This window comes from Arthrobacter sp. V1I9 (assembly GCF_030817075.1).
In the GTDB taxonomy this organism is placed as follows: domain Bacteria; phylum Actinomycetota; class Actinomycetes; order Actinomycetales; family Micrococcaceae; genus Arthrobacter.
On the sequence record NZ_JAUSYU010000001.1, the window covers coordinates 977,376 to 1,002,307 of the forward strand.

The 24,932-nt window shown below is 65.3% G+C and carries 26 protein-coding genes, 1 tRNA gene and 1 pseudogene; 14 read left to right on the forward strand and 14 right to left on the reverse strand.

Features of this window, described 5'->3' with window-relative positions; all coding sequences use genetic code 11:
- Nucleotides 1-70: 70 nt before the first annotated feature.
- On the forward strand, nucleotides 71-268 hold the full coding sequence (locus tag QFZ70_RS18950) for a type IV toxin-antitoxin system AbiEi family antitoxin domain-containing protein (protein WP_373461533.1): 198 nt from the start codon (nucleotides 71-73) through the stop codon (nucleotides 266-268).
- 204 nt (nucleotides 269-472) lie between these two features.
- Entirely contained in the window at nucleotides 473-1,033 is a 561-nt protein-coding gene (locus QFZ70_RS04620; RefSeq protein WP_307094309.1) for a hypothetical protein, read from the forward strand.
- Nucleotides 1,034-1,118: 85 nt separating this feature from the next.
- Here QFZ70_RS04620 and asd read toward each other — a convergent pair whose 3' ends face one another.
- The 8 genes and pseudogenes from asd to QFZ70_RS04660 all read right to left on the reverse strand — a co-directional run bounded on the left by asd (nucleotide 1,119) and on the right by QFZ70_RS04660 (nucleotide 9,123).
- Entirely contained in the window at nucleotides 1,119-2,261 is a 1,143-nt protein-coding gene (gene asd / locus QFZ70_RS04625; protein WP_307094310.1) for an aspartate-semialdehyde dehydrogenase, read from the reverse strand.
- A gap of 134 nt (nucleotides 2,262-2,395) precedes the next feature.
- Complete coding sequence (locus QFZ70_RS04630) at nucleotides 2,396-2,614, reverse strand: NF038396 family protein (protein ID WP_307094311.1); 219 nt, start codon at nucleotides 2,612-2,614, stop codon at nucleotides 2,396-2,398.
- Between the two features lie 3 nt (nucleotides 2,615-2,617).
- Complete coding sequence (locus QFZ70_RS04635) at nucleotides 2,618-3,202, reverse strand: dihydrofolate reductase (RefSeq protein ID WP_307094312.1); 585 nt, start codon at nucleotides 3,200-3,202, stop codon at nucleotides 2,618-2,620.
- Nucleotides 3,199-4,002: a thymidylate synthase gene (locus QFZ70_RS04640; protein WP_307094313.1), complete on the reverse strand. Its 804-nt coding sequence runs from the start codon at nucleotides 4,000-4,002 to the stop codon at nucleotides 3,199-3,201. Before QFZ70_RS04640 ends, QFZ70_RS04635 begins: the two co-directional genes overlap by 4 nt.
- A 45-nt stretch (nucleotides 4,003-4,047) precedes the next feature.
- On the reverse strand, nucleotides 4,048-5,016 hold the full coding sequence (locus QFZ70_RS04645) for an NUDIX hydrolase (RefSeq protein WP_307094314.1): 969 nt from the start codon (nucleotides 5,014-5,016) through the stop codon (nucleotides 4,048-4,050).
- Between the two features lie 11 nt (nucleotides 5,017-5,027).
- Nucleotides 5,028-7,278, reverse strand: a pseudogene (locus QFZ70_RS04650) (RNA degradosome polyphosphate kinase).
- A gap of 130 nt (nucleotides 7,279-7,408) precedes the next feature.
- The gene (mshD, locus tag QFZ70_RS04655) at nucleotides 7,409-8,374 is read right to left on the reverse strand and encodes a mycothiol synthase (protein ID WP_307094315.1); all 966 of its coding nucleotides are present in this window, start codon (nucleotides 8,372-8,374) and stop codon (nucleotides 7,409-7,411) included.
- 50 nt (nucleotides 8,375-8,424) lie between these two features.
- Nucleotides 8,425-9,123, reverse strand: coding sequence for a response regulator transcription factor (locus QFZ70_RS04660; RefSeq protein WP_163161846.1), 699 nt, complete (start codon nucleotides 9,121-9,123; stop codon nucleotides 8,425-8,427).
- Nucleotides 9,124-9,459: 336 nt separating this feature from the next.
- Between QFZ70_RS04660 and QFZ70_RS04665 the strand changes: the two genes are divergently transcribed.
- The 6 genes from QFZ70_RS04665 (at nucleotide 9,460) to QFZ70_RS04690 (ending at nucleotide 14,938) form a co-directional block, all read left to right on the forward strand.
- Complete coding sequence (locus QFZ70_RS04665; protein ID WP_307094316.1) at nucleotides 9,460-10,227, forward strand: permease; 768 nt, start codon at nucleotides 9,460-9,462, stop codon at nucleotides 10,225-10,227.
- A 169-nt stretch (nucleotides 10,228-10,396) separates the two neighbouring features.
- Nucleotides 10,397-11,005: an FABP family protein gene (locus QFZ70_RS04670; RefSeq protein WP_307094317.1), complete on the forward strand. Its 609-nt coding sequence runs from the start codon at nucleotides 10,397-10,399 to the stop codon at nucleotides 11,003-11,005.
- Nucleotides 11,006-11,045: 40 nt separating this feature from the next.
- Complete coding sequence (locus QFZ70_RS04675; protein ID WP_307094318.1) at nucleotides 11,046-11,786, forward strand: flavodoxin family protein; 741 nt, start codon at nucleotides 11,046-11,048, stop codon at nucleotides 11,784-11,786.
- A 63-nt stretch (nucleotides 11,787-11,849) separates the two neighbouring features.
- Nucleotides 11,850-12,932: a folate-binding protein YgfZ gene (locus tag QFZ70_RS04680; RefSeq protein ID WP_307094319.1), complete on the forward strand. Its 1,083-nt coding sequence runs from the start codon at nucleotides 11,850-11,852 to the stop codon at nucleotides 12,930-12,932.
- The gene (locus tag QFZ70_RS04685) at nucleotides 12,932-13,369 is read left to right on the forward strand and encodes an ankyrin repeat domain-containing protein (RefSeq protein WP_307094320.1); all 438 of its coding nucleotides are present in this window, start codon (nucleotides 12,932-12,934) and stop codon (nucleotides 13,367-13,369) included. Before QFZ70_RS04680 ends, QFZ70_RS04685 begins: the two co-directional genes overlap by 1 nt.
- A gap of 48 nt (nucleotides 13,370-13,417) precedes the next feature.
- Nucleotides 13,418-14,938 (forward strand): DHA2 family efflux MFS transporter permease subunit, encoded by a 1,521-nt coding sequence (locus QFZ70_RS04690; protein WP_307094321.1) that lies wholly within the window; start codon nucleotides 13,418-13,420, stop codon nucleotides 14,936-14,938.
- On the opposite strand, the gene QFZ70_RS04695 is transcribed toward QFZ70_RS04690, so the two are convergent.
- The 5 genes from QFZ70_RS04695 to QFZ70_RS04715 form a co-directional block, all read right to left on the reverse strand.
- Entirely contained in the window at nucleotides 14,900-15,616 is a 717-nt protein-coding gene (locus QFZ70_RS04695) for a GNAT family N-acetyltransferase (RefSeq protein ID WP_307094322.1), read from the reverse strand. The genes QFZ70_RS04690 and QFZ70_RS04695 overlap by 39 nt on opposite strands.
- 63 nt (nucleotides 15,617-15,679) lie before the next feature.
- Nucleotides 15,680-16,705, reverse strand: coding sequence for an ATP-dependent 6-phosphofructokinase (locus QFZ70_RS04700; RefSeq protein WP_307094323.1), 1,026 nt, complete (start codon nucleotides 16,703-16,705; stop codon nucleotides 15,680-15,682).
- Nucleotides 16,706-16,887: 182 nt separating this feature from the next.
- On the reverse strand, nucleotides 16,888-17,145 hold the full coding sequence (locus QFZ70_RS04705) for a PspC domain-containing protein (RefSeq protein WP_104042559.1): 258 nt from the start codon (nucleotides 17,143-17,145) through the stop codon (nucleotides 16,888-16,890).
- A gap of 3 nt (nucleotides 17,146-17,148) precedes the next feature.
- Nucleotides 17,149-17,427, reverse strand: coding sequence for a hypothetical protein (locus QFZ70_RS04710; RefSeq protein WP_307094324.1), 279 nt, complete (start codon nucleotides 17,425-17,427; stop codon nucleotides 17,149-17,151).
- A 1-nt stretch (nucleotide 17,428) separates the two neighbouring features.
- Nucleotides 17,429-19,000: a PspC domain-containing protein gene (locus tag QFZ70_RS04715; protein ID WP_307094325.1), complete on the reverse strand. Its 1,572-nt coding sequence runs from the start codon at nucleotides 18,998-19,000 to the stop codon at nucleotides 17,429-17,431.
- 124 nt (nucleotides 19,001-19,124) lie between these two features.
- Between QFZ70_RS04715 and QFZ70_RS04720 the strand changes: the two genes are divergently transcribed.
- Both QFZ70_RS04720 and QFZ70_RS04725 read left to right on the forward strand, forming a co-directional pair.
- On the forward strand, nucleotides 19,125-20,567 hold the full coding sequence (locus tag QFZ70_RS04720) for an ATP-binding protein (RefSeq protein WP_307094326.1): 1,443 nt from the start codon (nucleotides 19,125-19,127) through the stop codon (nucleotides 20,565-20,567).
- Complete coding sequence (locus tag QFZ70_RS04725) at nucleotides 20,564-21,253, forward strand: response regulator transcription factor (protein ID WP_307094327.1); 690 nt, start codon at nucleotides 20,564-20,566, stop codon at nucleotides 21,251-21,253. Before QFZ70_RS04720 ends, QFZ70_RS04725 begins: the two co-directional genes overlap by 4 nt.
- Before the next feature lie 140 nt (nucleotides 21,254-21,393).
- Here QFZ70_RS04725 and QFZ70_RS04730 read toward each other — a convergent pair whose 3' ends face one another.
- Nucleotides 21,394-22,611 (reverse strand): pyridoxal phosphate-dependent aminotransferase, encoded by a 1,218-nt coding sequence (locus QFZ70_RS04730; protein ID WP_307094328.1) that lies wholly within the window; start codon nucleotides 22,609-22,611, stop codon nucleotides 21,394-21,396.
- Between the two features lie 277 nt (nucleotides 22,612-22,888).
- On the opposite strand from QFZ70_RS04730, the gene QFZ70_RS04735 reads away from it, so the two are divergent.
- The 4 genes from QFZ70_RS04735 to rplK all read left to right on the forward strand — a co-directional run bounded on the left by QFZ70_RS04735 (nucleotide 22,889) and on the right by rplK (nucleotide 24,828).
- Nucleotides 22,889-22,961 (forward strand) — tRNA-Trp (locus QFZ70_RS04735).
- Nucleotides 22,962-23,043: 82 nt separating this feature from the next.
- On the forward strand, nucleotides 23,044-23,328 hold the full coding sequence (gene secE / locus QFZ70_RS04740) for a preprotein translocase subunit SecE (protein WP_307094329.1): 285 nt from the start codon (nucleotides 23,044-23,046) through the stop codon (nucleotides 23,326-23,328).
- Nucleotides 23,329-23,442: 114 nt separating this feature from the next.
- Nucleotides 23,443-24,267: a transcription termination/antitermination protein NusG gene (gene nusG / locus QFZ70_RS04745; RefSeq protein WP_307094330.1), complete on the forward strand. Its 825-nt coding sequence runs from the start codon at nucleotides 23,443-23,445 to the stop codon at nucleotides 24,265-24,267.
- Between the two features lie 129 nt (nucleotides 24,268-24,396).
- Nucleotides 24,397-24,828 carry a 50S ribosomal protein L11 gene (rplK, locus tag QFZ70_RS04750; protein ID WP_003803853.1) on the forward strand — a complete coding sequence of 144 codons (432 nt, stop codon included), beginning with the start codon at nucleotides 24,397-24,399 and terminating at the stop codon, nucleotides 24,826-24,828.
- The last annotated feature ends 104 nt before the right edge of the window (nucleotides 24,829-24,932 follow it).

A 24,932-nucleotide genomic window follows, 5' to 3' on the forward strand; every position in this document is an offset into this window, starting at 1 on the left:
CGCGGCCGGTTGTCCACATCCAACCGAGTGAGGCTTCCAGCGCGACCGGCGGGCAGGGGAATGATTGACCATGAAACCTGACAGTCTCCGTGCGCTGGTGGACGGGCGTTGGCCCGGCTTTTCCGTAGCGTCGACTCAACAGCTAGCTGCAGCCGGGCTGGAAGACCGGGTCCTGACTGCGGCAGTGCGCAGCGGGCTGATTGTTCGTTTGATGCGGGGCGCCTACGTCCGGAGCTCGTATTGGCACGGGCTAAAGCCGTGGGTTTGAGACGGGCTGCTCGTTCATGCCCACCACGTATCCACCGGCGGTGCTGCGCGCTACAGCCACCTGAGCGCGGCAAGGCTGCATGAATGCCAGGTCTGGGACGCCCAACCTCTCGTCCACGTCACCACGAACTATGCCAATTCCCGGGCCAGCGCAGCGAAAGACGTCAGGACGCATCGGGCAACTCTCAGCGATAGGGACATCACCATGATCAGGACCAGCGACGGAAGGGAGTTCCTGGCAACCAGCCTGCAGCGGACAGTCCTGGACTGTGCCCGGATCCTGCCGCTCCAACACGCTGCCGTGATCGGTGACCACGCGTTGCGGAAAGGAGCCAGCCTCATGAAGATGAAGGCACTACTGGACGAAGGGCAGGAGAAACGGGGGAGCAGGCGTGTGCAACTTCTGTTGGACGCGCTGGATGGACGATCCGAATCAGCGGGCGAGACCCGGGTCCGGCTGCTGCTCCACTCGTTCGGGCTGCGGACGTACACACCCCAGGTTGAAATTTCTACTTCCGGCGGGCTTTTCCGGGCCGATTTTGCTGACCGGGAAGCAAAGATCATCATCGAATTTGATGGCACCGGTAAGTACACCGACTACCGGCCCGTGGAGGAGGTCCTTCTCGCCGAACGCCGGCGGGAGAACGCGCTAGTCGAAGAGGGGTGGCTGGTCCTTCGGCTCCAATGGAAGCACCTTGACCGGCCTGTGGAGCTCAAGCAGCGAATTACTGCCATGGCGGCGCGTTCCCGAAAGATGTCCGACTGACAACAAAGGCGGCCCTGCCCCGCTTGAGCGGTCCTGGGCAGGACCGTTCATGCGGGGCAGGGCCGCTTTTGTGAAGGAGTGCGGGTTACAGGTTCCCGGTGGCGATGTTGAGCATGCGGCGGAGCGGCTCGGCGGCACCCCAGAGGAGCTGGTCGCCGACGGTGAAGGCACTGATGTACTGCGGGCCCATCTCCATCTTGCGGATGCGGCCCACGGGGATGTCCAGGGTGCCAGACGCCGCCACCGGGGTCAGCTCCGCCATCGAGGCTTCCTTGGTGTTCGGGATAACCTTGGCCCACTGGTTGTCCTCGTCCAGCAGCTTCTCGATCTCGGCGACGGACAGGTCCTCGCGGAGCTTGAGGGTGAGGGCCTGGGAGTGCGAGCGCATGGCACCGATGCGGACGCAGAGCCCGTCCATGATGACCCGGTCCTGCTCGGAGGTGCCGAGGATCTTGTTGGTCTCAACCCCAGCCTTCCATTCTTCCTTGGACTGCCCGTTGCCGAGGTCCGCGTCGATCCAGGGGATCAGGGAGCCGGCCAGGGGAACGCCGAACTGGGTGGCGTCGATGTCAGTGCGCTGGTGGGCCAGGACCTTGCGGTCGATGTCCAGGATGGCCGACGCCGGGTCGCCCAGTTCCGTGCTGACCTCGGCGTTGAGCGTGCCGAACTGGCTGAGGAGTTCACGCATGTGCCGGGCGCCGCCGCCGGAAGCAGCCTGGTAGGTCATGGAGGTGCCCCATTCCACCAGGTTGTTCTTGAAGAGCCCGCCGAGGCCCATGAGCATGCAGGACACGGTGCAGTTGCCGCCGATGAAGTCCTTGGTCCCGTTGACCAGGCCCTTGTCAATGACGTCCCGGTTGATGGGGTCCAGGACGATGATCGAGTCGTCGTTCATGCGCAGGGTGGAGGCGGCATCGATCCAGAGACCGTCCCAGCCGCGGCTGCGCAGCTCGCCGTGCACCTGCTTGGTGTAGTCGCCGCCCTGGGCGGTGACGATAATGGGCAGCTTAGCCAGCGTGTCGACGTCGAACGCGTTTTCGAGCTTGCCTGCGCTGCCTTCTGCTGTTCCAGCAATCGACGGCGAGGCACCTCCCGCGTTGGAAGTGGAAAAGAACACCGGGTTGATGTTGGCGAAGTCGCCCTCGTCCTGCATACGCTGCATGAGGACGGAACCGACCATGCCGCGCCATCCGACCAGGCCGACGGAAGGGGTAGCTGCTGTAGTCATTGGTCCAGTTTAGTCGCCGGTACCGGCACAGCGCAGTCGGTTACGTCACTCACTGATTCCCAGTCGAAGACCACCAGGAAGCTGTCCCGTTACCCGTCGAACTGTTTGGTGTGGGGTCGCGGATTCCCCAATGGCTAGCTCCGGTCGGACTGCTCCAAGACCGCGGCCTTCCGGGCGCGCAGCGCGAAGAACGCGCCGAAGGCGAACGCCTGCGTCACCACCACCAGCACGATGGCGCCGGCGATCTTGTTGCCGCCCAGGATCATGGTGAACCCCACGATGGCGGACAGCAGAGCCAGCAGGGGGAGCAGCATGTAGCCCAGCACAAAGAGGGTTTCCGGTTTCTTCAACATGTCCTAGCCCTCAGTCCTTAACCATTTAGTAAATCTGTAGCGTGTTCCGTTGGCGGCCGTCAGCCAGCCGTCCGGCGGGACGGAGGCGGCAGCCTCCCAACTCGTGCCAAGCTCGGGGGCGAACGTATCGCCGTCGGCATCGACGTCGATGGTGGTGACCACCGCAACGTTGGCGAGCTCGGTGGACTGGCGGAAAATCTCGCCGCCGCCCAGGATCCAGACGGTTCCGCCGCCGTCGACGAACTGGGACTCAAGCAGCGCGTCATCCAGGGAGGGAACCACGACGGCGCCCTCCGCCTCGGGTGTATCGGCCCAGCTTTTCTGCCGGGTAACCACAATGTTGGTCCGGCCGGGCAGGGGGCGGTACTTCTCCGGAAATGACAGCCAGGTCTTGCGCCCCATCACCACGGGGTGGCCTATGGTGAGCCGGTTGAAGTGCTTCAGGTCCTCCGGCAGGTGCCAGGGCATGTCCCCGTCCTTGCCAATAACGCCGTCCGAGGTTTGCGCCCAAACGAGCCCCACACCGGTCACGGAGGCGGCCAGTTCCTCGGTAAAGGACTGCGGATCGGTGAAGTTCTCCGTGCTCATACGGCGATCGGAGCCTTGATCGTGGGGTGGTGCTGGTAGCCGACCACTTCGAAGTCCTCCAGCGTGTAGTCGAAGATCGAAGCCGGCTTGCGGGTGATCTTCAGCTGCGGGTACTCGTACGGTTCGCGTTCCAGCTGTTTGAGGACCTGGTCCATGTGGTTTTCGTAGATGTGGACGTCACCGCCGGTCCAGACAAACTCGCCGGGCTCAAGTCCCACCTGCTGGGCCACCATGCAGGTGAGCAGTGCGTAGGAGGCGATGTTGAACGGCACACCCAGGAACATGTCCGCGGAGCGCTGGTACAGCTGGCAGGAGAGTTTGCCGTCCGCCACGTAGAACTGGAAGAACGCGTGGCACGGCGGCAGGGCCATGTCGTGCAGTTCCGAGACGTTCCAGGCGGAGACGATGTGCCGGCGGGAGTCCGGGTTGGACTTCAGGTTCTCAACCAGCTCGGCGATCTGGTCGATGTGGCCTCCGTCCGGGGTGGGCCAGCTGCGCCATTGGACGCCGTAGACGGGCCCCAGGTCACCATCGGCGTCAGCCCACTCGTTCCAGATGGTGACGCCCTGGTCCTGCATCCATTTCACGTTCGTTTCGCCGCGCAGGAACCACAGGAGCTCAACTGCTACGGACTTGAAATGGACCCGCTTGGTGGTGATCAGCGGGAAACTCTTGGCCAGGTCAAAGCGCATTTGACGCCCGAAAACGCTGGTGGTTCCGGTCCCGGTGCGGTCCGACTTGTGCGTGCCGGAGGCCAGGACATCGCGCAGGAGGTCTTCATAAGGAGTTGGAATGCTCACCCCCCAAGTCTATCGGGGTGGTTGCCGACGCTGTCACTGCAGGAGTCAGTCGTCGAACGGCTTGAACTGCTCCACGGCCACAATCCTGTTTTTCCCGCCGGGAGCCACATGGCACACCACCAGTTCGCCGGGGGACAGAAACGGTTCCTCGGCGGGCAGGAGGGCGCCCAGATGCGCGGGCATGTGTTTGGCCAGCTGCCCGAATACGGTGGGCAGCGCCGGCCGGTGGGTGCAGACGGCCACCGGCCGCTGCCTCTCGAGAAGGGCCTCGATGACGGCCGCTGTTTTCTTGGGGCTCCGCTCGTGCCGGTGTTCGGTAAGGGCCTCCACCAGTTTGACCTTTGCACCGGTCGCCTTTGCATAGGGCGCGACCGTGGCAACACACCGGAGCCACGGGCTGGTGACAACCCGGGGCGGCTTCCATGCCTGGAGCAGCCGGCCCACAGCCTGTGCCTGGCGCGTTCCGGTGGCAGCGAGCGGCCGCTCGCCTTCAGCCTTGCTCCAGGACGAACGGGGCTTGGCTTTTGCGTGCCGGACCACCAGCAGGGGCCAGGTGTCCAGTTCCCCACGCTCGTGGGCGTCCCGCAGGTATTCAAGGGGTTCCACGTCGGAGGGGTTGGACAGCAGCCGGGCCGCCTTATCCGGGGCACACCACATCACGCTGTCCACCTCCTTGCCGTCCGGAACCAGCCCGGCGCCGTTGACCTTGACGGCCCAGTAATGAACGACTTTCAAGCCGCTTGCCACGTGATAGTGGATGGGGGGCAGCGGCCTGCCCAGTGCGGCGGTGAGCCCAATCTCCTCCCGCACCTCGCGGACGGCGCATTCAGGGATGGTCTCGCCGTCGTCAATCTTGCCTTTTGGCCAGGACCAGTCGTCATAACGGGGCCGATGGATCAGCAGTACTTCAAGTGCGTCCTTGTTGACGCGCCACGGCAGCGCCCCTGCAGCCGTGACGGCTACCGGTTCGCCTGGGTGGTCTGTCTGGTCTGCTACGAGTGCGTCGCTCGACAAAACCGCAGCCCTTACCGTCGGCTCAGGCTACGTTGCCGCGGCCGTGAGGCCAGCAGGAAGGACTGGACGTCCTCCAGCCGCCTGCCGTCGTCGGCCAGATGGTGACGCGACCAGTTCCCTTCGTTGTCCAGGTGCCAGCTTGCAGTTTCCGGGGCCATGTAGCGGCGCAACAGGTCCAGGACGTAGTTGATGTCATCGGGAGCGCTCAGCTGGACCAGGGCCTCAACCCGGCGGTCCAGGTTGCGGTGCATCATGTCCGCCGAGCCGATATACACCACCGGATTCCCGCCGTTCGCGAATGCGAACACGCGGGAGTGCTCCAGGAACCGGCCCAGGACCGAACGGACGGTGATGTTGTCGCTGAGCCCGGGCACCGCCGGGCGCAGCGAGCAGATACCGCGGACGATAACATCCACCTTCACCCCGGCCTGGGACGCACGGTAGAGCGAGTCGATGATGGCTTCGTCCACCATGGAGTTGACCTTGATCTGGACCCGGGCCGGCAGCCCGGCCCGGGCGTTCCGGATCTCGGTTTCGATCCGGTCGATCAGCCCGGAACGCACCGAACGCGGAGCGACCAGAAGCCTCTTGAAGGTTGACTTGGGAGCGTAGCCGGAGAGCTGGTTGAAAAGCTTAGAGAGGTCCTCGCCCACCTGGTCGTTGGCCGTAAGCAGGCCCAGATCCTCGTAGTACCGGGCGGTGCGGGGGTGGTAGTTGCCCGTGCCGATGTGACAGTACCGCCGCAGCCCGTCCACTTCCTGGCGCACCACCAGCGAGAGCTTGCAGTGCGTCTTCAGGCCCACGATGCCGTACACCACGTGCACGCCGGCCTGTTCAAGCTTGCGGGCCCAGGAGATGTTCGCCTGCTCATCAAACCTGGCCTTGATCTCCACCAGGGCCAGGACCTGTTTGCCTGCCTCGGCGGCATCAATGAGGGCGTCCACAATGGGGGAGTCGCCCGAGGTGCGGTACAGGGTCTGTTTGATGGCCTGGACCTTGGGGTCCGCCGCCGCCTGCTCCAGGAAGGCCTGCACCGAAGTCGAAAACGAGTCGTACGGGTGGTGGAGCAGGATGTCGCGGCGGCGCATCGCGGCGAAGACGTTGGCGGGCCTTGGAGGTCTCGGACTCGTTCAGGTACCGGGAGGTATGGGGAACGTGCTTGGGGTAATGGAGGTCGGCGCGGTCGATGCCGGCAATGACTGAAAGGCCCCGGAGGTCCAGCGGGGCCGGGACCGAGTAGACCTCGGATTCCTCAACGCCCAGTTCGCGGATCAGTAGCGCGCGGATGTTCGGGTTGATGTCGTTGGTCACCTCGAGCCGGACGGGCGGGCCGAAGCGGCGGCGCAGCAGTTCCTTTTCGAGCGCCTGCAGCAGGTTCTCGGCGTCGTCCTCTTCAACCTCCACGTCCTCGTTCCTGGTGACCCGGAAGGTGTGGTGCTCGAGGACCTCCATCCCGGCAAACAATTTGTCCAGGTGGACGGCGATGACTTCCTCAAGCGCAATGAAGCGGGCCACGCGGCCTGCCACCGCGCCGGCACGCGGGCCGTCGATGGAGATGAGCCGCGGCAGCTGGTCCGGCACCTTGACACGCGCGAACAGTTCCTTGTCGCTGACGGGGTTCCGCACCACTACGGCCAGGTTCAGGGACAGGCCCGAAATGTAGGGGAATGGATGTGCCGGGTCCACCGCCAGGGGCGTCAGGATGGGAAACACCTTTTCGGCGAACATCTGGCTGAGCTGCTGCTTGGCAGCATCATCCAGTTCGTCCCAGTGCATCAGGTGGATGTGCTCGTAAGCCAGGGCCGGGCGAATCTGTTCCGCGAAGACCTGTGCGTGGCGCTGCTGGAGCCGGTGGGCTTCCTCACCGATTTTTTCCAGCACTTCCACCGGGCTCAGGCCTGCAGGGGAGGGAACAGCCAGTCCGGTAGCAATGCGCCGCTTCAGGCCGGCCACGCGGACCATAAAGAACTCGTCCAGGTTGGACGCGAAAATGGAGAGGAAGCTGACCCGTTCCAGCAGGTGCAGGGAAGCGTCTTCGGCAAGTTCCAGGACCCTGGAGTTGAAGCTGAGCCAGCTCAGTTCCCGGTCAAGAAAGCGGTCCGGCCGGATGTCGCCCTCGGGTTCCAGGTTGGGCGCGAAGTCCGGGATGTCAATCCGGTCCTGTGTGGCCCGCGACGCCGGAACCTCCGAGGAGCCAAATCGGGCGCGCACGGGGACTGGAGTCTCTTGGGACGTGGCTGCTCCGGAAGGTTCCGGGTTCATGGCATCTCCTTTACCTGGCGCTTTGATGCGGCCGTATCCGGCCTGCGCGGTTCTGTTTCAACCTTACAAGCAATCACTAGCCAGGGGCCGTGGATTTCGCGCCGCGGGGCCCTTGCGTCAGGGGTTTGGACTAACCCGCCGCCGGGCCGTACATCACATCCATGTCCCAGCGCGTGAAGCCCAGCCGCCGGTACAGGGCGACCGCGGGTGCGTTGTCGGCGTCGACGTACAGCATGACTGCGTGCAGCCCCAGGCCCTGCAGGTACTTAATGCCTGCCACCGTGAGGGCTTTGCCCAGGCCCGACCCCTGGGCTTCCGGGGTCACGCCCACCACATAGATTTCACCGATCGCGGGGTGGGAGCCGTGACTGGGGTGCACCTTGGTCCAGTGGTAGCCGAGCAGCCGGCCGTTCCCGTTGACAGCAAGGAGGAAGCCTGCGGGGTCAAACCATTCCTCAGCCATACGGGCGTCGAGGTCCGCGCGGGTGAGGCTGCCCTGCTCGGGGTGGTGGGAAAACGCTGCACGGTTGGCAGCCAGCCAGCCGTCCTCATCCTGGCCGGGCACAAACGCCCGGATGTGAACTCCGTCCGGAAGGACGACGTCGGGAAGGTCCGCCGCCGTCGTCATCCGCATTTTCCACAGCTCGCGCACGGGAACATAGCCGTAGCGGGCGGCAAGATCCGCGGCTGCCTCATGGTTGCCGTGCGACCATGCTTTCAGTCCCTGGAGCCCCCGCTTGTCCTGGAGGGCGCCCACGAGGCGGTCGGCGACACCCTGGTTGCGGTAGCTGGGATGCACGGCGATTTCGACCACGCCGCTGCCGTCCGCTTCTTCGACCACCGCCGCGAACCCTGCAAGGTCCTGGCCGGAGGAGGGATCAGAGTCCTCGTCCGGGGCATACAGGGCAAGGGTGAGCACCTGGTGTTCCGCGGAATCGCCGGCGCGCATGCTGATGAGGGTCTGCTCCGATATGGAGGGGTTGCCGTCAGACTCTTCCGCTGCAGCCAGCAGATTGCCGCAGTCATTCAGGAGCTGCCGGTCAACACCGCCTTGAACAACTTGGACGGGCCACTTCTCAGGGTGCGCTGGAGTCATGAGGCAAGGCTATACGGGATCATCGGATACCGGACCGCGGTCAGCCCGGCTCAGGCTTCCGTCAGCTCGTCTTCCTGCTGCCGCACCAGGGTGAGCCGGTAGCCAACGTTGCGGACAGTGCTGATGAGGTTTTCGTGGTCGGCGCCGAGTTTGGCGCGCAGCCGCCGGACGTGGACGTCCACGGTACGGGTGCCCCCGTAGTAGTCGTAGCCCCACACTTCGGTGAGCAACTGCTGGCGGGTGAACACACGGCCGGGGTGCTGTGCCAGGTACTTCAGGAGCTCGAATTCCTTGAACGTCAGGTTCAGGGGTGCCCCGTTCACACGGGCGGTGTAGCTCGCCTCATCGATGACGACGCCTGCGGCGCGGATTTCGGACGGCGTGTCCTCCTGCTCGGGGACGGCCCGGGCGACGGACAGCCGGATACGGGCCTCCACCTCGGCGGGGCCGGCAGATTCGAGCACGATGTCGTCCACGGCCCAGGCGGAGGAGACAGCGGCCATGCCGCCTTCGGTGAGGATCAGCACCAGCGGGGCGCTCAGGCCGGTGGCCTTGAGGAGCTGGGTGAGGGAACGGGCCCCCACCAAGTCCTTGCGGGCGTCCAGCAGCACGATGTCGCAGGGGTCCGTCTCCAGCAGGGCGGTGGGCTCGGCAGGGAGGATGTGGACCCGGTGGTTCAGCAATTCCAAGGCAGGCAGGATGTCCACCGAAGAACCGGTGCTGTTCGTCAATAACAGGATGTGCGACATTGTTCCTCCAAGGGCCGTCCGCGCATCGTTGGGCGACTGAACCGGATTCTCACCGGCCGGTACTGGCTCCCTGCCCCGGTTTGGGACTCCGCCGACGGCAGGAGTCCGGCCACTTCAGCAGGGAACTTAGCTGAGCTCCGAGTATACCCGGCGGCCCCTAAGCTGGCACTGGTCCGGTCCTGATCGAGGGACGTTTTGCGACATAAGCCGTTCACATAAGGCAGGATTGTGGCAGGGCCTGATGCCCTGCCACTGAGGGCGGACCGCCTTCCAAGGTCAACGCAGGATGGGATGCAGCGCAGTGAGTGCACAGACTAAGCCCCGGCCGGGATCCGTATGACTGCGGACCTGCAGGCGCCGGTCCGCTCCCTGGGCTCGTGGACCATCGGCGTGGTGGGCATCGCCGGACTGGCTGCGATCATCGCCGGGGTATACACCTCCCGCGAGGCCCTCGTCGCTGTTGCCGTGGCCAGCGCGGCCGCGGTGGGCATCGGCTGGCCCCATTTCCTCCGGATTCCCGCCAAAAAGACACTCGCGGCGGTGATTGCCCTCGCCGGAGCCGGCTCGGCGCTCGCCGCCGCGTACGCGCCCGCTCCGGGCTACCTGGACTGGACACCGCCCTTCATCGCCCTGGGAATCATGGCTGTCTTTGTGGTGCAGCTGATCCGCGGAACGGGGCAGGCCCAGCGGCTGGAGTCGACGCTTGGCTGCTCGGTGGGAGTGCTGCTGGCCTGCCTCGGGGCGGGCTGGATCGCCGGCGCCCGGTTCAACGGGGTAAGGGAGATGCTGCTGGTGGCAGCCATCAGCGCGGCAGTCGCCCTGATGGCCTGCCTGATCCGGTGGCCGGACAGCATCATCGCGCCCCTGGGCATCATCCTCGCCGGACTTGCCGGTCCGCTCGCAGGGCTGGTCCTCTCCGACATCGCCGTCCTGCCGGCGGCCATCTTTGGTGTTATGGTGGGCGCGGTCCTGGTCAGTTTCCGCCGGCTCGTAACGCTCCGCGGTGCACCGCTTAATGTTCCTGCTGCCCTTAGCATGGGGCTGGCGCCCGTCTCCGCGGTGGGTTCCCTGGCTTACTTCATAGACAAACTACTCATCTACTGACGGGTTAGGATGGCATCATGTCCGTACTTGCTTTTGAAATCTTCTTCCTTGTCCTGCTCGGCATCGCCAGCCTGTCCATGGCGTGGTTTGCCGGCTTTGTGGTGTACCGCCTGTTCAAAGGCCAGAAGTAGACCCTTTCCGGAGCTAGCAGTTTCCCGAGGTATTTGCTGTGCCGATTGAGATTCCCACAGACCTGACCCCAGAACTTGTCCCGCTTTCCTGGCTCATTGGTGAGTGGGAGGGCCGCGGCCGTTTGGGCTCCGGGGACGAGGACTCGGAACACTTCCTGCAGCACGTGTCCTTCACCCACAACGGGCTGGCTTACCTCCAGTACCGTGCGGAGAGCTGGTTGACGGACGACGACGGCACGCGCCTGCGGCCCCTGACCGTCGAGACCGGCTTTTGGGCACTGGAGCGCAAGCAGCTCGATGCCGACGGCGGCCCCGGCCTGATCCCGGCGGACATCGTTCCTGCGCTGAAGAGTGCCGATGAGGTGGAAGCCCTCCGCAACAGCGAGGGCGGCTTCGACATCTCCGTGTCCATCTCGCATCCGGGCGGGATCTCCGAGCTGTACTACGGGCAGATCAAGGGGCCCCAGATCCAGCTGACCACGGATATGGTGATGCGTGGGAGCCACTCCAAGGACTACAGCGCCGCCACGCGCATCTTCGGCCTGGTGGATGGGAACCTGCTGTGGCGATGGGACGTCGCCGTAGGCGGCAAGGAGGGCAAGGGACTGGAAGCCCACGCCTCCGCCTTCCTCAAAAAAGTCTCTTGACCGTCCGCGGTCCGGAGGAAATGAAAGCGGGTGGTGGCACATGGAAGATCCGCAGAGCGTACCTGCCTCCGGGAACCGCCGGGACTACAGCGATCTGAAAGCTGTTTTCTTCAACGGAACCCTGAAAAGATCGCCCCAGACGTCCAACACGGACGGGCTGATCAACATCAGCCGGCTCATCATGGAAAAGCAGGGTGTCAGCACCAGGGTGATCCGCACCGTGGACCACGATATCGCCAGCGGCGTCTACCCGGACATGACCGAGTACGGCTGGCCCACTGACGCATGGCCTGAGCTCTACCCGGCAGTGGAGGACGCGGACGTCCTGGTGGTGGCCGGGCCCATCTGGCTGGGAGACAACTCCTCGCAGACCAAGAAGCTGATAGAGCGGCTGTATGCCCACTCCGGCGAACTCAACAGCAAAGGCCAGTGGGTCTTCTACCCCAAAGTGGGCGGCTGCCTGATCACCGGCAACGAGGACGGCATCAAACACTGCTCCATGAACGTCCTTTACAGCCTCCAGCACATCGGCTTCAGCATCCCGCCCCAGGCGGACGCAGGCTGGATCGGTCCGGTGGGCCCGGGCCCCAGCTATCTGGACGAGGGCTCCGGCGGGCCCGAAAGCGACTTCACCAACCGAAACACCACCTTCATGACCTGGAACCTCCTGCACCTTGCCCGGATCCTCAAGGACGCCGGCGGTTACCCGGCCCACGGCAACCTTCCGCAGGAGTGGGCGGCAGGAACGCGTTTCGATTTCGAAAACCCGGAGTACCGCTAGCCCCTGCGGTGGTTGAGCTGTCGAAACCGGAATACACACTGACCTTAGGACGTTGCCCCCAGTATGACTACTCCCAGCCCTCTGTTGTCGCGCCCTGGAGCCGTTGAGGCAACCGGTGCGGACGCCGGCGTCGCCTCCCACTACGGTGAGCCGCTGCGCGAGCAGCGCGCACTCGCTTCCGGTGCCGCCGTCGTCGACCTCTCCCACCGCGGCGTTGTCACGGTCACCGGGCCGGACCGGCTGACCTGGCTCAACACGCTGTCCTCGCAGCAGGTCACCAACCTTCAGCCGGGGGAGTCCAGCGAACTGCTCCTCTTGAGTGTCCAGGGGAGGATCGATTTCGACGCCAGGGTGATTGACGACGGCGTGACCACCTGGCTGCTCGTGGAGGCCGCCGAAGCAGCACCCCTGGCTGAGTTCCTGAACAGGATGAAGTTCATGCTGCGGGTGGAAATTGCTGACGTTTCCGCCGATTGGGCGGCAGTGGGCAGCACCCGGGCAGTTCCCGAATGGTCCGCACTGCTGGTGTGGCAGGATCCGTGGCCCAACGTGGCCCCGGGTGGCTACTCCTACGCCACCGTCCCCCCGGCAAGCCATCCCGGGCTGGAGCGCCCCTGGTTTGAGTACCTGATCCCGGCCGCGGAACTGGAACAGACCGTTGAGGGGCGACAGCTGGCCGGCGTCCTCGCAGCCGAAGCGCTGCGGCTCGCCGCCTGGCGGCCCCGCATCGGTGCTGAGACGGACGACAAAACCATCCCGCACGAGCTGGACCTGCTCCGCACCGCAGTCCACCTGGCCAAGGGCTGCTACAAAGGCCAGGAAACCATCGCGCGTGTGCACAACCTCGGGCACCCGCCGCGCCGGCTCGTGTTCCTCCAGCTGGATGGATCCCAGCACACGCTGCCGCAGGCCGGAAGCCCTGTGCTGGTGGGAGAGCGGAAGGTCGGGACGGTCACCTCAGTGGCGCAGCACTACGAGATGGGGCCGGTTGCCCTGGCAGTCATAAAGCGTTCCGTGGGCGCGGATGAAATACTGACGGTGTTGGACGGCGAGGAGCCTTATCCTGCCGCCCAGGAACTCATCGTTGCCCCCGACGCCGGCCAGGTAGTGGGGCGCCAGACCGGATTCCTTAGGGGGCCCCGATAATGACAGATACGGCAGGACATGGTTCAGGGCAGTCGAACGCAGCTCCTGCGGCCCCGGGAGGGCACGACGACGATGCGCTGGCTTTGGCACACACTCTGTTCCAGGCGGCCAGGGAAGGGGACACAGCGCTGCTGCGTGCCTATCTCGACGCCGGCGCTCCCGCCACCCTGACCAACTCCGCCGGTGATTCCCTCCTGATGCTGGCCGCCTATCACGGCCACGCGGAGACCGTTCAGCTCATCCTGGGACACGGCGCTGTAGCGGACACCGCCAACGACCGCGGCCAGACTCCGCTCGCCGGAGCGGCTTTCAAGGGCTACACGGAGGTTGCCCGGGTCCTGCTCGACGCCGGAGCCGATCCTGACGCCGGTTCACCATCTGCCCGCGCGGCGGCCCAGATGTTCGCGCGCCAGGAGATCCTGGATCTCCTGGGCTAGCACCACCGGGTCCCGCCCGGCAGATCACCACCTGACGAAGGATGACCCGTGGAAAACGTAGCAAGGCCGTGGCCGGCCCTTTGGTCCCTGGTGATCGGGTTCTTTATGATCCTGATCGACACCACCATCGTCTCCGTAGCGAATCCCCGGATCATGGAGGGGCTTGGCGCGGATATCAACGCGGTCATCTGGGTCACCAGCGCCTACCTCCTCGCCTACGCCGTCCCGCTGCTGATCACGGGCAGGCTGGGCGACCGTTTCGGGCCGAAAAAGCTGTATCTCGCCGGGCTGGTGGTTTTCACCCTGGCTTCGCTGTGGTGCGGCCTGTCCGGTGACGTCCAAACCCTGATTGCCGCGCGGGTTATCCAGGGCTTCGGCGCAGCCATCATGACACCCCAGACCATGGCCGTCATCACCCGGATCTTCCCGCCGGACCGGCGCGGTGCCGCCATGGCCATCTGGGGAGCCACCGCCGGCGTCGCCACGCTGGTAGGCCCCATCCTCGGCGGTGTGCTGGTGGACGGGTTTGGCTGGGAGTGGATCTTCTTCATCAACGTTCCCATCGGCATCGTCGGGTTCGTCCTCGCCTGGCGGAACGTTCCCACCCTCACCACCCACCAGCACCGGTTCGACATCCCGGGCGTGGTGCTCAGCGCCGTCGGACTCTTCCTCCTGGTGTTCGGCATCCAGGAAGGCGAAACCTACAACTGGGGCACCATCGTTGGACCGGTCAGTGTGTGGGGACTGATCATCGCCGGCTTTGCCGTGCTGACCGGGTTTGTGGTGTGGCAGCGCTTCAACAAGGGTGAGCCGCTCCTGCCGCTGGGGCTGTTCCGGGACCGGAACTTTTCCCTCGCCAACATCGGTATCACCATGGTGGGCTTCACCGTGACCTCCTTCGGCCTGCCGCTGATCTTCTACTACCAGATGGTCCGGGGCCTGACCCCAACGCAGTCCGCCCTCCTGATGGTGCCTATGGCGCTGATCTCGGGCGGCCTGGCACCGGTGGTGGGGAAGATCGTGGACCGGGTAAACCCGAAGTACCTCGCCGCAGGCGGGCTGACTCTGATGGCAGTGGCGCTGGTGTGGAACTCGGTCCTGATGCAGCCGGACACCCCCATCCTGATGTTCCTGCTGCCGAGCGCCGTCCTGGGCTTTGCCAACGCGGGCATCTGGGCGCCCTTGAGCACCACGGCCACGCGGAACCTTCCGCCGCGGCAGGCCGGCGCAGGCTCGGGTGTCTACAACACCACCCGGCAGTTCGGTGCAGTGCTGGGCAGCGCCGCAATCGCCGTGCTGATCCAGTCCCGGCTCGCAGCCGAACTTCCCACGGGCGGACCCGGCGGGGCTGCCGGCGAGGGAATGGCTTTGTCCGGCAGTTTGCCGGGGGCCCTCCACAGCGGCTTCTCGACGGCGATGGGGCAGTCCATCCTGCTGCCCGCCGGGGTAGTACTGGTCGGGGCCGCCGTGGCACTTTTCTTTGCGAAGCCCCAGCCGGTTCAGGGCTGGGGCGGCAGCGGGGCCGTCCCTTCAGCCAAGGTGGACGCTGGTCTGGATTCCCCCGGCTGACAGGCCGAGCTTCCGGGCCAGTGCCAGGGATCCGGTGTTGCTGACATCTGTCCGCCACTGCAGTGTGAGCCCTGCGGACAGCGCCTCGTGGGCCGCGATGGACGCAGCGAGTGAACCCAGGCCCCGGCGCCGCCACTCCGGATCCACCAGGACACCCAGGTGCGCCAGCAGGCCCACCCACTCTGAGTAGGCCCCGCAGGCCAGGGGTACGCGGCGGCCGTCAACCTCATGCACGATGGTGTAGCGGTTTTCGAGGTCAGAGAGGCCAACCTCATTGACGTCATCCGGCGGGCAGCGGCCCTCCAATTCGATGGCCTCCGGGTTGCCGTGCGAAATGGTCATCTCTTCCGATGGCTGCTTCAGGGGCAGATCGTCGGCGAAGAACAACGCGGCAGCACCCAGGCCATGGCCGCCGTGGGACCGGGTCAGCGTCAGGAGCGTGACGTGCTGGGCCATCTCCTCATCCGGAATGCCCGCAGCGGCGTCAATGACCCACTGCGGACCCACGAGTGCCGAACTTCCAAAGAGCCGCACGAACTCCACGGTCCGCGCCGATTCGTCCGCCCGGACGATCCGTTCGCCGGAGGCCAGGGCAGTTCCGAAGGCGTCGTCGTCGAGTCCCAGGCGCCGGGCCCAGGCAAGCTGGATGATGGCGGCAGAACCGGGGTCAAGTGTCATGCTCCCAGCCTAGGGCGGGCAGGGAGCCCAGCCGAACAGGACACCTTGGCTGTGCGAAACACCTCAGCCGAACAGGACGGCGGCCTCGTCGTACCGGTTCTGCGGAACGGTCTTCAGCTGGCCCAGGGCTTCCTTGAAGCCCACGTGCTCGATGTCCGTGCCCTTCAAGGCAACCATGGTGCCCCAGTAGCCTTCCACCACCGAGTCGATGGCTGCCATGCCCAACCGGGTGGCGAGGACGCGGTCGAAGGCCGACGGTACACCGCCGCGCTGGATGTGGCCGAGGATGGTGGCACGGGTTTCGATGCCGGTGCGGGCTTCGAGTTCCGGGGCGAGCTGGTCTGCGATGCCACCCAGGCGGGGCCGGCCGAACGTATCAAGGCCGCGTTCGGAGTGCGGGGTTTCCATGTGCTCCGGGACGAACCCTTCGGCCACCACTACCAGCGGCGCGCGGCCACGGGCGTGGGCTTCCTTCACCCATTCGGTGATCTGCTCGATGCTGACCCTCTGCTCAGGAATGAGGATGGCGTGGGCGCCAGCGGCCATGCCCGCGTGCAGGGCGATCCAGCCGACGTGCCGGCCCATCACTTCTGCGATCATGCAGCGGTGGTGGGACTCACCGGTGGTCCGGAGCCGGTCGATGGCTTCGGTGGCGATCTGCACAGCGGTGTCAAAACCGAAGGTGTAGTCGGTGGCGTCGAGGTCGTTGTCCACGGTCTTGGGAACACCCACGATCTTCAGGCCGGCGTCCGTGAGGCGCTTGGCCGCGGCCAGGGTTCCCTCACCGCCGATCGCGATGATTGCGTCAATGCCCAGCCGGTCCATGTGGGCTTTGATGACCTCGGGGCCGCCGCCGTTTTCGAAGGGGTTGGTGCGGGAGGTGCCCAGAATGGTGCCGCCCTGCTTGGCGATACCGCGGACCATGGTGCGGGGGATGTCGATGATGTCGCCCTCGACCACGCCGCGCCAGCCGTCAAGGAAACCCACGAATTCGTGACCGTGGATGGCAATGCCTTTGAGGACGGCTCCGCGGATCACGGCGTTCAATCCGGGGCAGTCGCCACCGCTGGTGAGAATTCCAATTTTCATGTCTCTGGCTCAAATCCTGGGAGAAGGTATACAGGCAGAGCGCCACGCTGAGCTCACATAGAGTCTAGTGCGGGGTGTGCGGTACGACACAAACTGGTTACATAAGGTCCCGCCGGGGGACCGGGCCGCAACGCAAGAAAGCCCCCGCTCCAACAGGGAGCGGGGGCCTTCTGCTGAAAGTCTCAGGGGCGGTCGATGGACCGACGGTCAAGGAACGTCTGGAGCGGGATGACGTTCCGCTGGTCCGGCAGGACCACCCAGGCCAGGAGGTAGAAAATGACGGCCGGGCCGGGCAGCAGGCAGAAGAGGAGGAAAGCGATGCGGACAAAGGCCACATCCACGTTCAGCTTCGCTGCGATACCTCCCAGCACCCCTCCGAGCCAGCGCTCCGGTCCGCGTTTCAGGCCAAGGCCCCTGACGATGCTGAAAAACTTGTCCATGGTTCAAGACTTCCCTGTTGTCGGGCTGTTGTCACGTTTCCGGGCGGAGAGGAGGCCGCCGACCACCAGGGCCGCGCCGGCGCCGATCATCAGACCGATCAGGACGTAGGTCCCGTTGAGGGTGACGATTCCCAGCTGCGCGATGATGATCAGGGCGGCGAGGGCCAGGACAATCAGGCCCCACACCACGGTTCCCACCCGGGCCCCCGAGGGAGGGGCAGAATCAGTGCGTGCCGCCGTCGTACTTCCCGGAACGTACGGGTCCGGAGTTTGGCTGCTCATGTCAGTTACCTTCCTTGATGGTGACGTTGCTGACGGTGCCGTCGATCTGGATCACCAGGTGGCTGCCGGGCTTGTCGGTGTTGTAGCTGCTTTCCCGCGTGGTGGTTCCGCCGCGCTGGCTTCCGCCTTCGGTCAGGTTGCCGAGGGTCATGTCGGCCCGGATGTCCACGGGCACGGTGTCGGGAATTACCACCGTGACGTTGCTCGCCGTAAAGTCCAGCGGGACCACGACGTCGGACTGTAGCGGGGTGGCAAGGGCGAGTTCGGTGAGGTCAACGGTGCCGCGGCCTGCCGTGATGTTCAGTCCGTCGCTGGCCTGCCCGATGCTCGTGGGCGTCCAGTCAACCTGCTGGAAGCGGACCCGGTCGCCGTTGTTGCCCACCACGTTGAAGATTCCGCCGATGATCAGGGCAGCCACCGCGAAGAACGACAGGATGCCGGCGGTCCTGCCGCGCAGGCCCAGGATGAGGATCCCGAGGCCCAGGACGGCTGCTGCGCTGGCCCAGGCGATGGCGTTGGTGGAGTCGCCGAGGTCAATGATGTTCGTGACATCCAGCGCTTTCAGTCCCGCGCCCACCAGCAGGGCGCTGCCGGCAGCGATCGCGACGGCGGGGGTGCCGGGGCCCGCCGGGCGAACCTTGGGTGCAGGCGGGGGACCCTGCGGCTGGCGGGTGCCGCCGGCACCGCCGTTGTTCCATCCGCCGCCGGACCCGGCGCCTCCGTAGGGGCTGCCGGTGAAAGGACCTGTGCCCGCAACGTCCGAGTAGGGGGGAGTGGTTCCAGCGGTAGCCGCTGCCGAGTAGGCGTTGGTGCCAGGGTAGGCCGTGCTGCCGGGGTAGGAGGCCATGCCTGGCCCTGCCGCGCTGGCCGGTGTTCCAACCGCTGCCTTGTTCCGCTGCGCGAGGTAGTAGATCAGGTAGATGGCGCCGCCAACCCAGAAGACGGTCCAGAGGAAGGCACCGAAGCCGCGGTCGCCCCAGCCCCAGAATCCGCCGCCCAGCCCGCTGAAGCCAAGGATGACCGCAATCAGGGAACCGGTCATGCCGCCGGTCCACCTGCCGGCCCCCGCCTCCTGGACATGGATCCTTCCGTCGGGCTCGGGCAGGAACGCCCACGCCAGGCCGTAGGCAAGCACACCGATGCCCGCGAAGAGGGTGAGGACGATGAAGACGCCGCGGACGATCAGCGGGTCAATGCCCAGGCGCTGGGCGATCCCGCTGGAGACACCGCCGATCCAGCGGTCCTGGCCTCGCGTGATTCCGTGGCTGCGGATCCATCCGAAGAAGTCAGTCTGTTGACTGGGCATTTCCGTGTAGGCGTAGCTGCCGGTGCTCTGGCTTGAGGTGCCTTGGCTTGAGTAGGGTCCGGCCGACGGCCCGGCGGTGGGCCCGCCGGAGCTGTCCTGCGCCGCGTAGTCCTGGGTGGAGTCCTGTGTGGATTCCGGCTCCGGGTTCTGGTCCGACGCCGATGGGGAAGCAGGCGGCAGCAGGGGCTCCGTGAGGTGTTCGTTTTCCCGCTTGGGGAGGGGCTCCGTTGGCTGGCCGTCATCAGGGGTGGGGGTTTGCGAGTTCATACCTCGATCCTTCCGCCCACGGCGGTTTGGCTCTATTGGGGGACACCCTGAACGGTCCCTGACCGGCCCCCGGTTCCGGCCGGAATACGGTCCGGGCTACCCTGATCCGTGCTTGGATTGATCCATGACAACCGTCCCCGTCCGCCCCCCGCTGGTCCGCCGCAGCGACCGCTTCCTCGCGGGTGTGTGCTCCGGCCTAGCCATCCATCTTGGTTGGCCGGTTAAGAACGTGCGGGTTGCGATGGTCCTGGCCTCGCTGGCCGGCGGGGCCGGCGTCGTTTTCTATGCCTGGCTGTGGATCATGGTGCCAACCGCGGACGAAAGCGCCCGCCGGCAGGCGCGCCGCCCGGCGTCGCCCATTGCCCCAACTGTGAGCCGCGAGCCCGTGCCCGCCTCCGTTCCCCGGGGAATGGCACCGGCCGGAATTGGACCGTCCTTGCGTAGCCCTGGAGCGGTGCCGCCCGGAATGGCCGACGGCGGCCGTGGCGCGTCCGCCGACCCTCCCGGTGCCCGTGGTTACCTATCGGGCGGGCCGGCTCCCGGACATGCCTCGGAGGCTGGCCGGCCGCCCTTGTTCAGGTTCCGTGAGATGCGGTACGGCAAGGAGATCCTGCTGGGCGTCGGGCTGCTCCTGGTGGCGGGCATCCTCGTCGCCCAGCTCCTGGGCGTGGACGTTCCGCTGGGCACCCTGATACCGGCGGCTGCAGTTCTCGGCGGCGCCTCAATTGCCTGGATGCAGCTGGATGAGACCCGGCGGGCCGGGCTGGTGGACAAGACCAAAGCGGACCAGGCCGGGGGTTGGGCCAGGCTAGCGGCAGGCCTGGCGCTGGTGGTGGCGGGCGTTCTCGTGATGGTGTCCGGATCGGGTTCGTGGGAACAGACCTGGCTGGCGCTGCTGGCTTCCGTGGCTGTCCTCGGCGGGGTGGTGCTGGTCCTGCTTCCATGGGCGCTGAAATTCTGGCGGGACCTGGAAGCGGAGCGGGCCGGCAGGATCCGGGAAACCGAGCGGGCCGAGATTGCAGCCCACCTGCACGACTCCGTGCTCCAGACGCTGGCACTTATCCAGCGCCGCGCCGCCAATGAGCACGACGTCGTCCGGCTGGCCCGCGCGCAGGAGCGGGAGTTGCGGGGCTGGCTGTTCGAGGACCCGGGCAAGGACGCCGGGCAGCTGTCGGACCGGATCAAGGCCGCAGCTGCCGAAGTGGAAGACCTGTTAGGCAACGCGGTCGAGGTGGTCAGTGTGGGAGACACCGCCGTTAGCGAGGGGCATGAGGCGTTGATCCAGGCCAGCCGCGAGGCCATGCTGAACGCTTCCCGCCACGGCGGCGGGACCGTCTCGGTCTACCTGGAGGCATCCGACGGCCGCGCCGAGGTCTTCATCAAGGACCGGGGCCCCGGCTTCGATCTGCAGGACGTGCCGGAGGACAGGCTCGGCGTCCGGGAGTCCATCATCGGCCGGATGAACCGCCACGGCGGCACGGCCACCATCGCCAGCACCAGTGAAGGCACGGAGGTGCGGCTGGGCTTCCCTGCCGCCCCGCAGGACAGCACGGAAGGCAAACCATGAATACAACGCAGGGACCCGGTACAGGACCCGTCCGGACCGCCAGGTCAGCAAGGGTGGTCATTGTGGACGACCACGCCATCTTCCGCTCAGGCCTGAAGGCCGACCTCGACCCCAGCATCCGCGTGGTGGGGGAGGCAGCGACGGTGGAGCAGGCCATTGCCGTCATTGGGCAGGAGCGCCCGGACGTGGTGCTGCTGGACGTCCACCTGCCCGGCGGCCTCGGCGGCGGGGGCCGCGAAGTCATTGCCGGTTCCGCTGCCCTGTTGTCCACCACCAAATTCCTCGCCCTCAGCGTTTCCGACGCGGCCGAGGACGTTGTGGCGGTGATCCGCGCTGGAGCGCGCGGTTACGTCACCAAAACCATCTCGGGGGCGGAAATCACCGATGCCGTGTACCGGGTTGCCGGCGGGGACGCCGTCTTCTCGCCGCGGCTTGCCGGTTTTGTCCTGGACGCCTTTGGCACAGCCCCCGCGGACATTGCGGACGACGAACTGGACAAACTTTCCGCCCGGGAGCTGGAGGTCATGCGCCTGATCGCCCGCGGCTACAGCTACAAGGAAGTGGCAAAGGAGCTCTTCATCAGCATCAAGACGGTGGAAACCCACGTGTCCGCCGTGCTCCGCAAGCTGCAGCTCTCCAGCCGGCACGAACTGACCAAGTGGGCCGCCGAGCGCCGCCTCCTCTAACCCAACGCTCTCTCACTTAACGCGCGTTTTTCCCCAACGCTCTATCACTTGATGCGGATTAACCCGGAACGCTCTCTCACTCTCCCTGAAGAAAGTGATAGAGCGTTCGGGTTTTTCCTGCAGGAAGTGAGAGAGCGTGCTTACTGGGCCTTCCCGAGGAAGTCCTGCAGCCGCTGGACGCCGGTGGCCAGGTCCTCGTCGCCAAGCGCGTACGAAAGGCGCAGGTAGCCTGAGGGCCCGAAAGCCTCGCCCGGAACCACTGCCACCTCAACCTCGTCCAGGATCAGGGCTGCGAGTTCGGCGGAGGTCTGCGGCGTGGCGGTGCCGGACGCCGTCGGGAATTCCTTGCCCAGCAGCGCGCGAACGTCCGCATAGACGTAGAAGGCGCCCTTCGGCGTCGGGCATTCCACACCTTCAATGGCGTTGAGGCCGGCGACGATGGCCTTGCGGCGCCGGTTGAACGCGACTTTCATCTCGTCCACGGCAGTCAGCGGCCCGGACACGGCGGCGAGGGCGGCCATCTGGGGGATGTTGGAGACGTTGGACGTGGCGTGGGACTGCAAGTTCGTGGCGGCCTTGATGACGTCGGCCGGGCCGATCATCCAGCCCACGCGCCAGCCGGTCATGGCATAGGTCTTGGCCACCCCGTTGAGGATGACAACCTTGTCGCCCAATTCGGGGGCTGCGGTAGCGATCGAGGTGAAGGGAACGCCGTCGTAGGTCAGGTGCTCGTAGATTTCATCGGTGACGACCCACAGGCCCTTGGCAGCGGCCCACTTGCCGATTTCCGCCACCTTCTCGGGTGAGTAGACGGATCCGGTGGGGTTCGACGGCGAGACGAACAGCAGGATCTTCGTCCTGTCAGTAACGGCTGCCTCGAGCTGCTCCACAGTCACCAGGTAGTCCTGCTCCGGGCCGGCAAACACCTCCACCGGCACGCCGCCGGCGAGGCGGATGGCCTCAGGATAGGTGGTCCAGAACGGGGTGGGAACTATAACTTCGTCGCCCGGATCAACCAAGGTGGCGAAGGTGTTGTAGACCGCCTGCTTGCCGCCGTTGGTCACCAGGACCTGGGAAGCGTCGACGGCGTAGCCCGAGTCCCGCAGGGTCTTCTCCGCAATGGCCTTCTTCAGCTCGGGCAGCCCGCCGGCGGGGGAGTAGCGGTGGTACTTCGGCTGGCTGGCCGCTTCGATGGCTGCCTGGACGATGTAGTCCGGGGTGGGAAAGTCGGGTTCACCTGCACCGAAACCAATAACCGGCCGGCCTGCTGCCTTCAGCGCCTTCGCCTTGGCATCAACGGCAAGGGTTGCGGATTCGGCAATAGCGGAAATGCGCTGGGAAACGCGGGCGGCAGACATGGCAGGTCCGTTCTTCGCTTGCAGCCCGGAGGCTGGAATGTGGGATTCGACGTGATCTACTCTATGCTGTTCACCGGACCCTCCGGGTTGCCCGTTTTGATTGTGACTGCCTGCCAGTCAAGGTCATCACTGGTCAGCGGGGAGGGCCGGAAACGGGCTGGTTCGACGAACGCGAAGTTGTTGCGTAGACTGGTTCACCGGTGTTGAAAACACGGATGATGACGTGCGCCCCAGTGGAAACTGGTGGTTCATTGTCGAAGCGTGGAATTCACTCCATAGGGTAGTGGCGCAATTGGTAGCGCAGCGGTCTCCAAAACCGCAGGTTGCAGGTTCGAGTCCTGTCTGCCCTGCGCAAGCTGCCCCGGGCGAAAATCCGGGGCAAGCGCAGCAACCATGGTTCTGATCAGGGCCGGGTAATCCAACATTGCAAAGATGAGCGAGGACCAGGTGACCGAAACAGCTGCCAGCAGCTCCAAGGGCCGCCCAGCTAAGAAGGACGCCAAGGCAAACTTCTTCGCCCGCATTGCACTCTTCATCCGCCAGATCATCGGCGAACTGAAGAAGGTTGTTGCACCAACCCGCAAGGAACTGATCAACTACACGCTCGTGGTGCTGGTGTTCGTCGGCATCATGATGATCATCGTCAGCCTGCTGGACCTCGGTTTTGGAACCGCCGTCAGCTGGATCTTCGGCGGCAGCGTCCCCACGGACAACTAGGGCTGAACCGTCCGCAGGCCGAGTGCTCCATCCGGGAAACCGGACGGAAACACCGGTGTGCGGAATTGAGCCATTTAAATAGGCATGTTAGGCAATGAGGAAGCAGGAGACCAAGTGTCTGAGCAGGAGCTCGAGGTAACCGAGACTGAGCTGGAAGAGTCCGCGGACATCACGGCAGAAGCCGGTGACGAGTCTGAGGTCGATTCCTCCGCGCCCGAAGCCAGTGACGCCGAGTCTGATGAAGACGTTGAGTCTGACGAGGACGCTGAGGTGGACGACGCCGGCTCCGAGGAAGAGTCCGCCGACGCCCTCGCCGCTGCCGCCGCCAAGGCCGAGGTTGACCCCGCCGAGGAGTTCAAGGCCAAGCTGCGCCGCCAGGAAGGTGACTGGTACGTCATCCACTCCTACGCCGGTTATGAAAACCGAGTGAAGGCTAACCTTGAAACCCGCATCCAGACCCTGGACATGGAAGATTACATCTTCGAGATCCAGGTGCCCATGGAAGAAGTCGTTGAGATCAAGAACGCTCAGCGCAAGGTCATCAACCGCGTCCGCATCCCCGGCTACGTCCTGGTCCGCATGGACCTGACCGACGCCTCGTGGGGCGCCGTCCGCCACACCCCCGGTGTCACCGGCTTCGTGGGCAACGCCCACAACCCCGTGCCCCTGCGCCTGGACGAGGTCTTCTCCATGCTCGCCCCCGTCTTCGAGGAAGAGCAGGCCGAGAAGGGCAAGCCGGTCAACAAGCAGCACCAGGCTCCCGTGGATGTCGACTTCGAAGTTGGCGAGTCCGTCATTGTCAAGGAAGGCCCGTTCGAGACCCTTCCCGCCACGATCTCCGAGATCAAGGTCGAATCCCAGACCCTCGTGGTGCTGGTCTCCATCTTCGAGCGCGAAACGCCCGTCACCCTGGCGTTCAACCAGGTCACCAAGATCTGACATCCCAAGAATTCGTCCCGGGGCTGCCCGCTTTAGCAGCACCGGAACGGCCGGCCGCCTCGCCATGGCGGCCAAAAACCTGAGGCACGCTCCTGTGCCCCAGGACGTTATTGAGAGAAGGACCCTACATTGGCTCCCAAGAAGAAGGTCACCGGCCTCATCAAGCTGCAGATCCAGGCAGGTGCCGCTAACCCGGCTCCGCCGATCGGTCCTGCGCTTGGCCAGCACGGTGTCAACATCATGGAATTCTGCAAGGCGTACAACGCTGCGACGGAAGCCCAGCGCGGAAACGTCATCCCCGTGGAAATCACGGTCTATGAAGACCGTTCCTTCACGTTCATCACCAAGACCCCGCCGGCTGCAGAGCTCATCAAGAAGGCTGCAGGCGTCGCCAAGGGTTCAGCGACCCCGCACACCGTCAAGGTTGCCAAGCTGACCCAGGCCCAGGTCAACGAGATTGCTTCCACCAAGATGGAAGACCTCAACGCCACCAGCCTCGAAGGCGCAGCGAAGATCATCGCCGGCACCGCCCGCTCCATGGGTATCACCGTCGAGGGTTAATCCCCTCGCTGCCGGATGTCGGCTCGGGAAACCGATCACGACGACGGGCGGCACCGCCGGGAAACCGGCACCATCGAAATTGAAATGTTGGGAACCGGGCACGG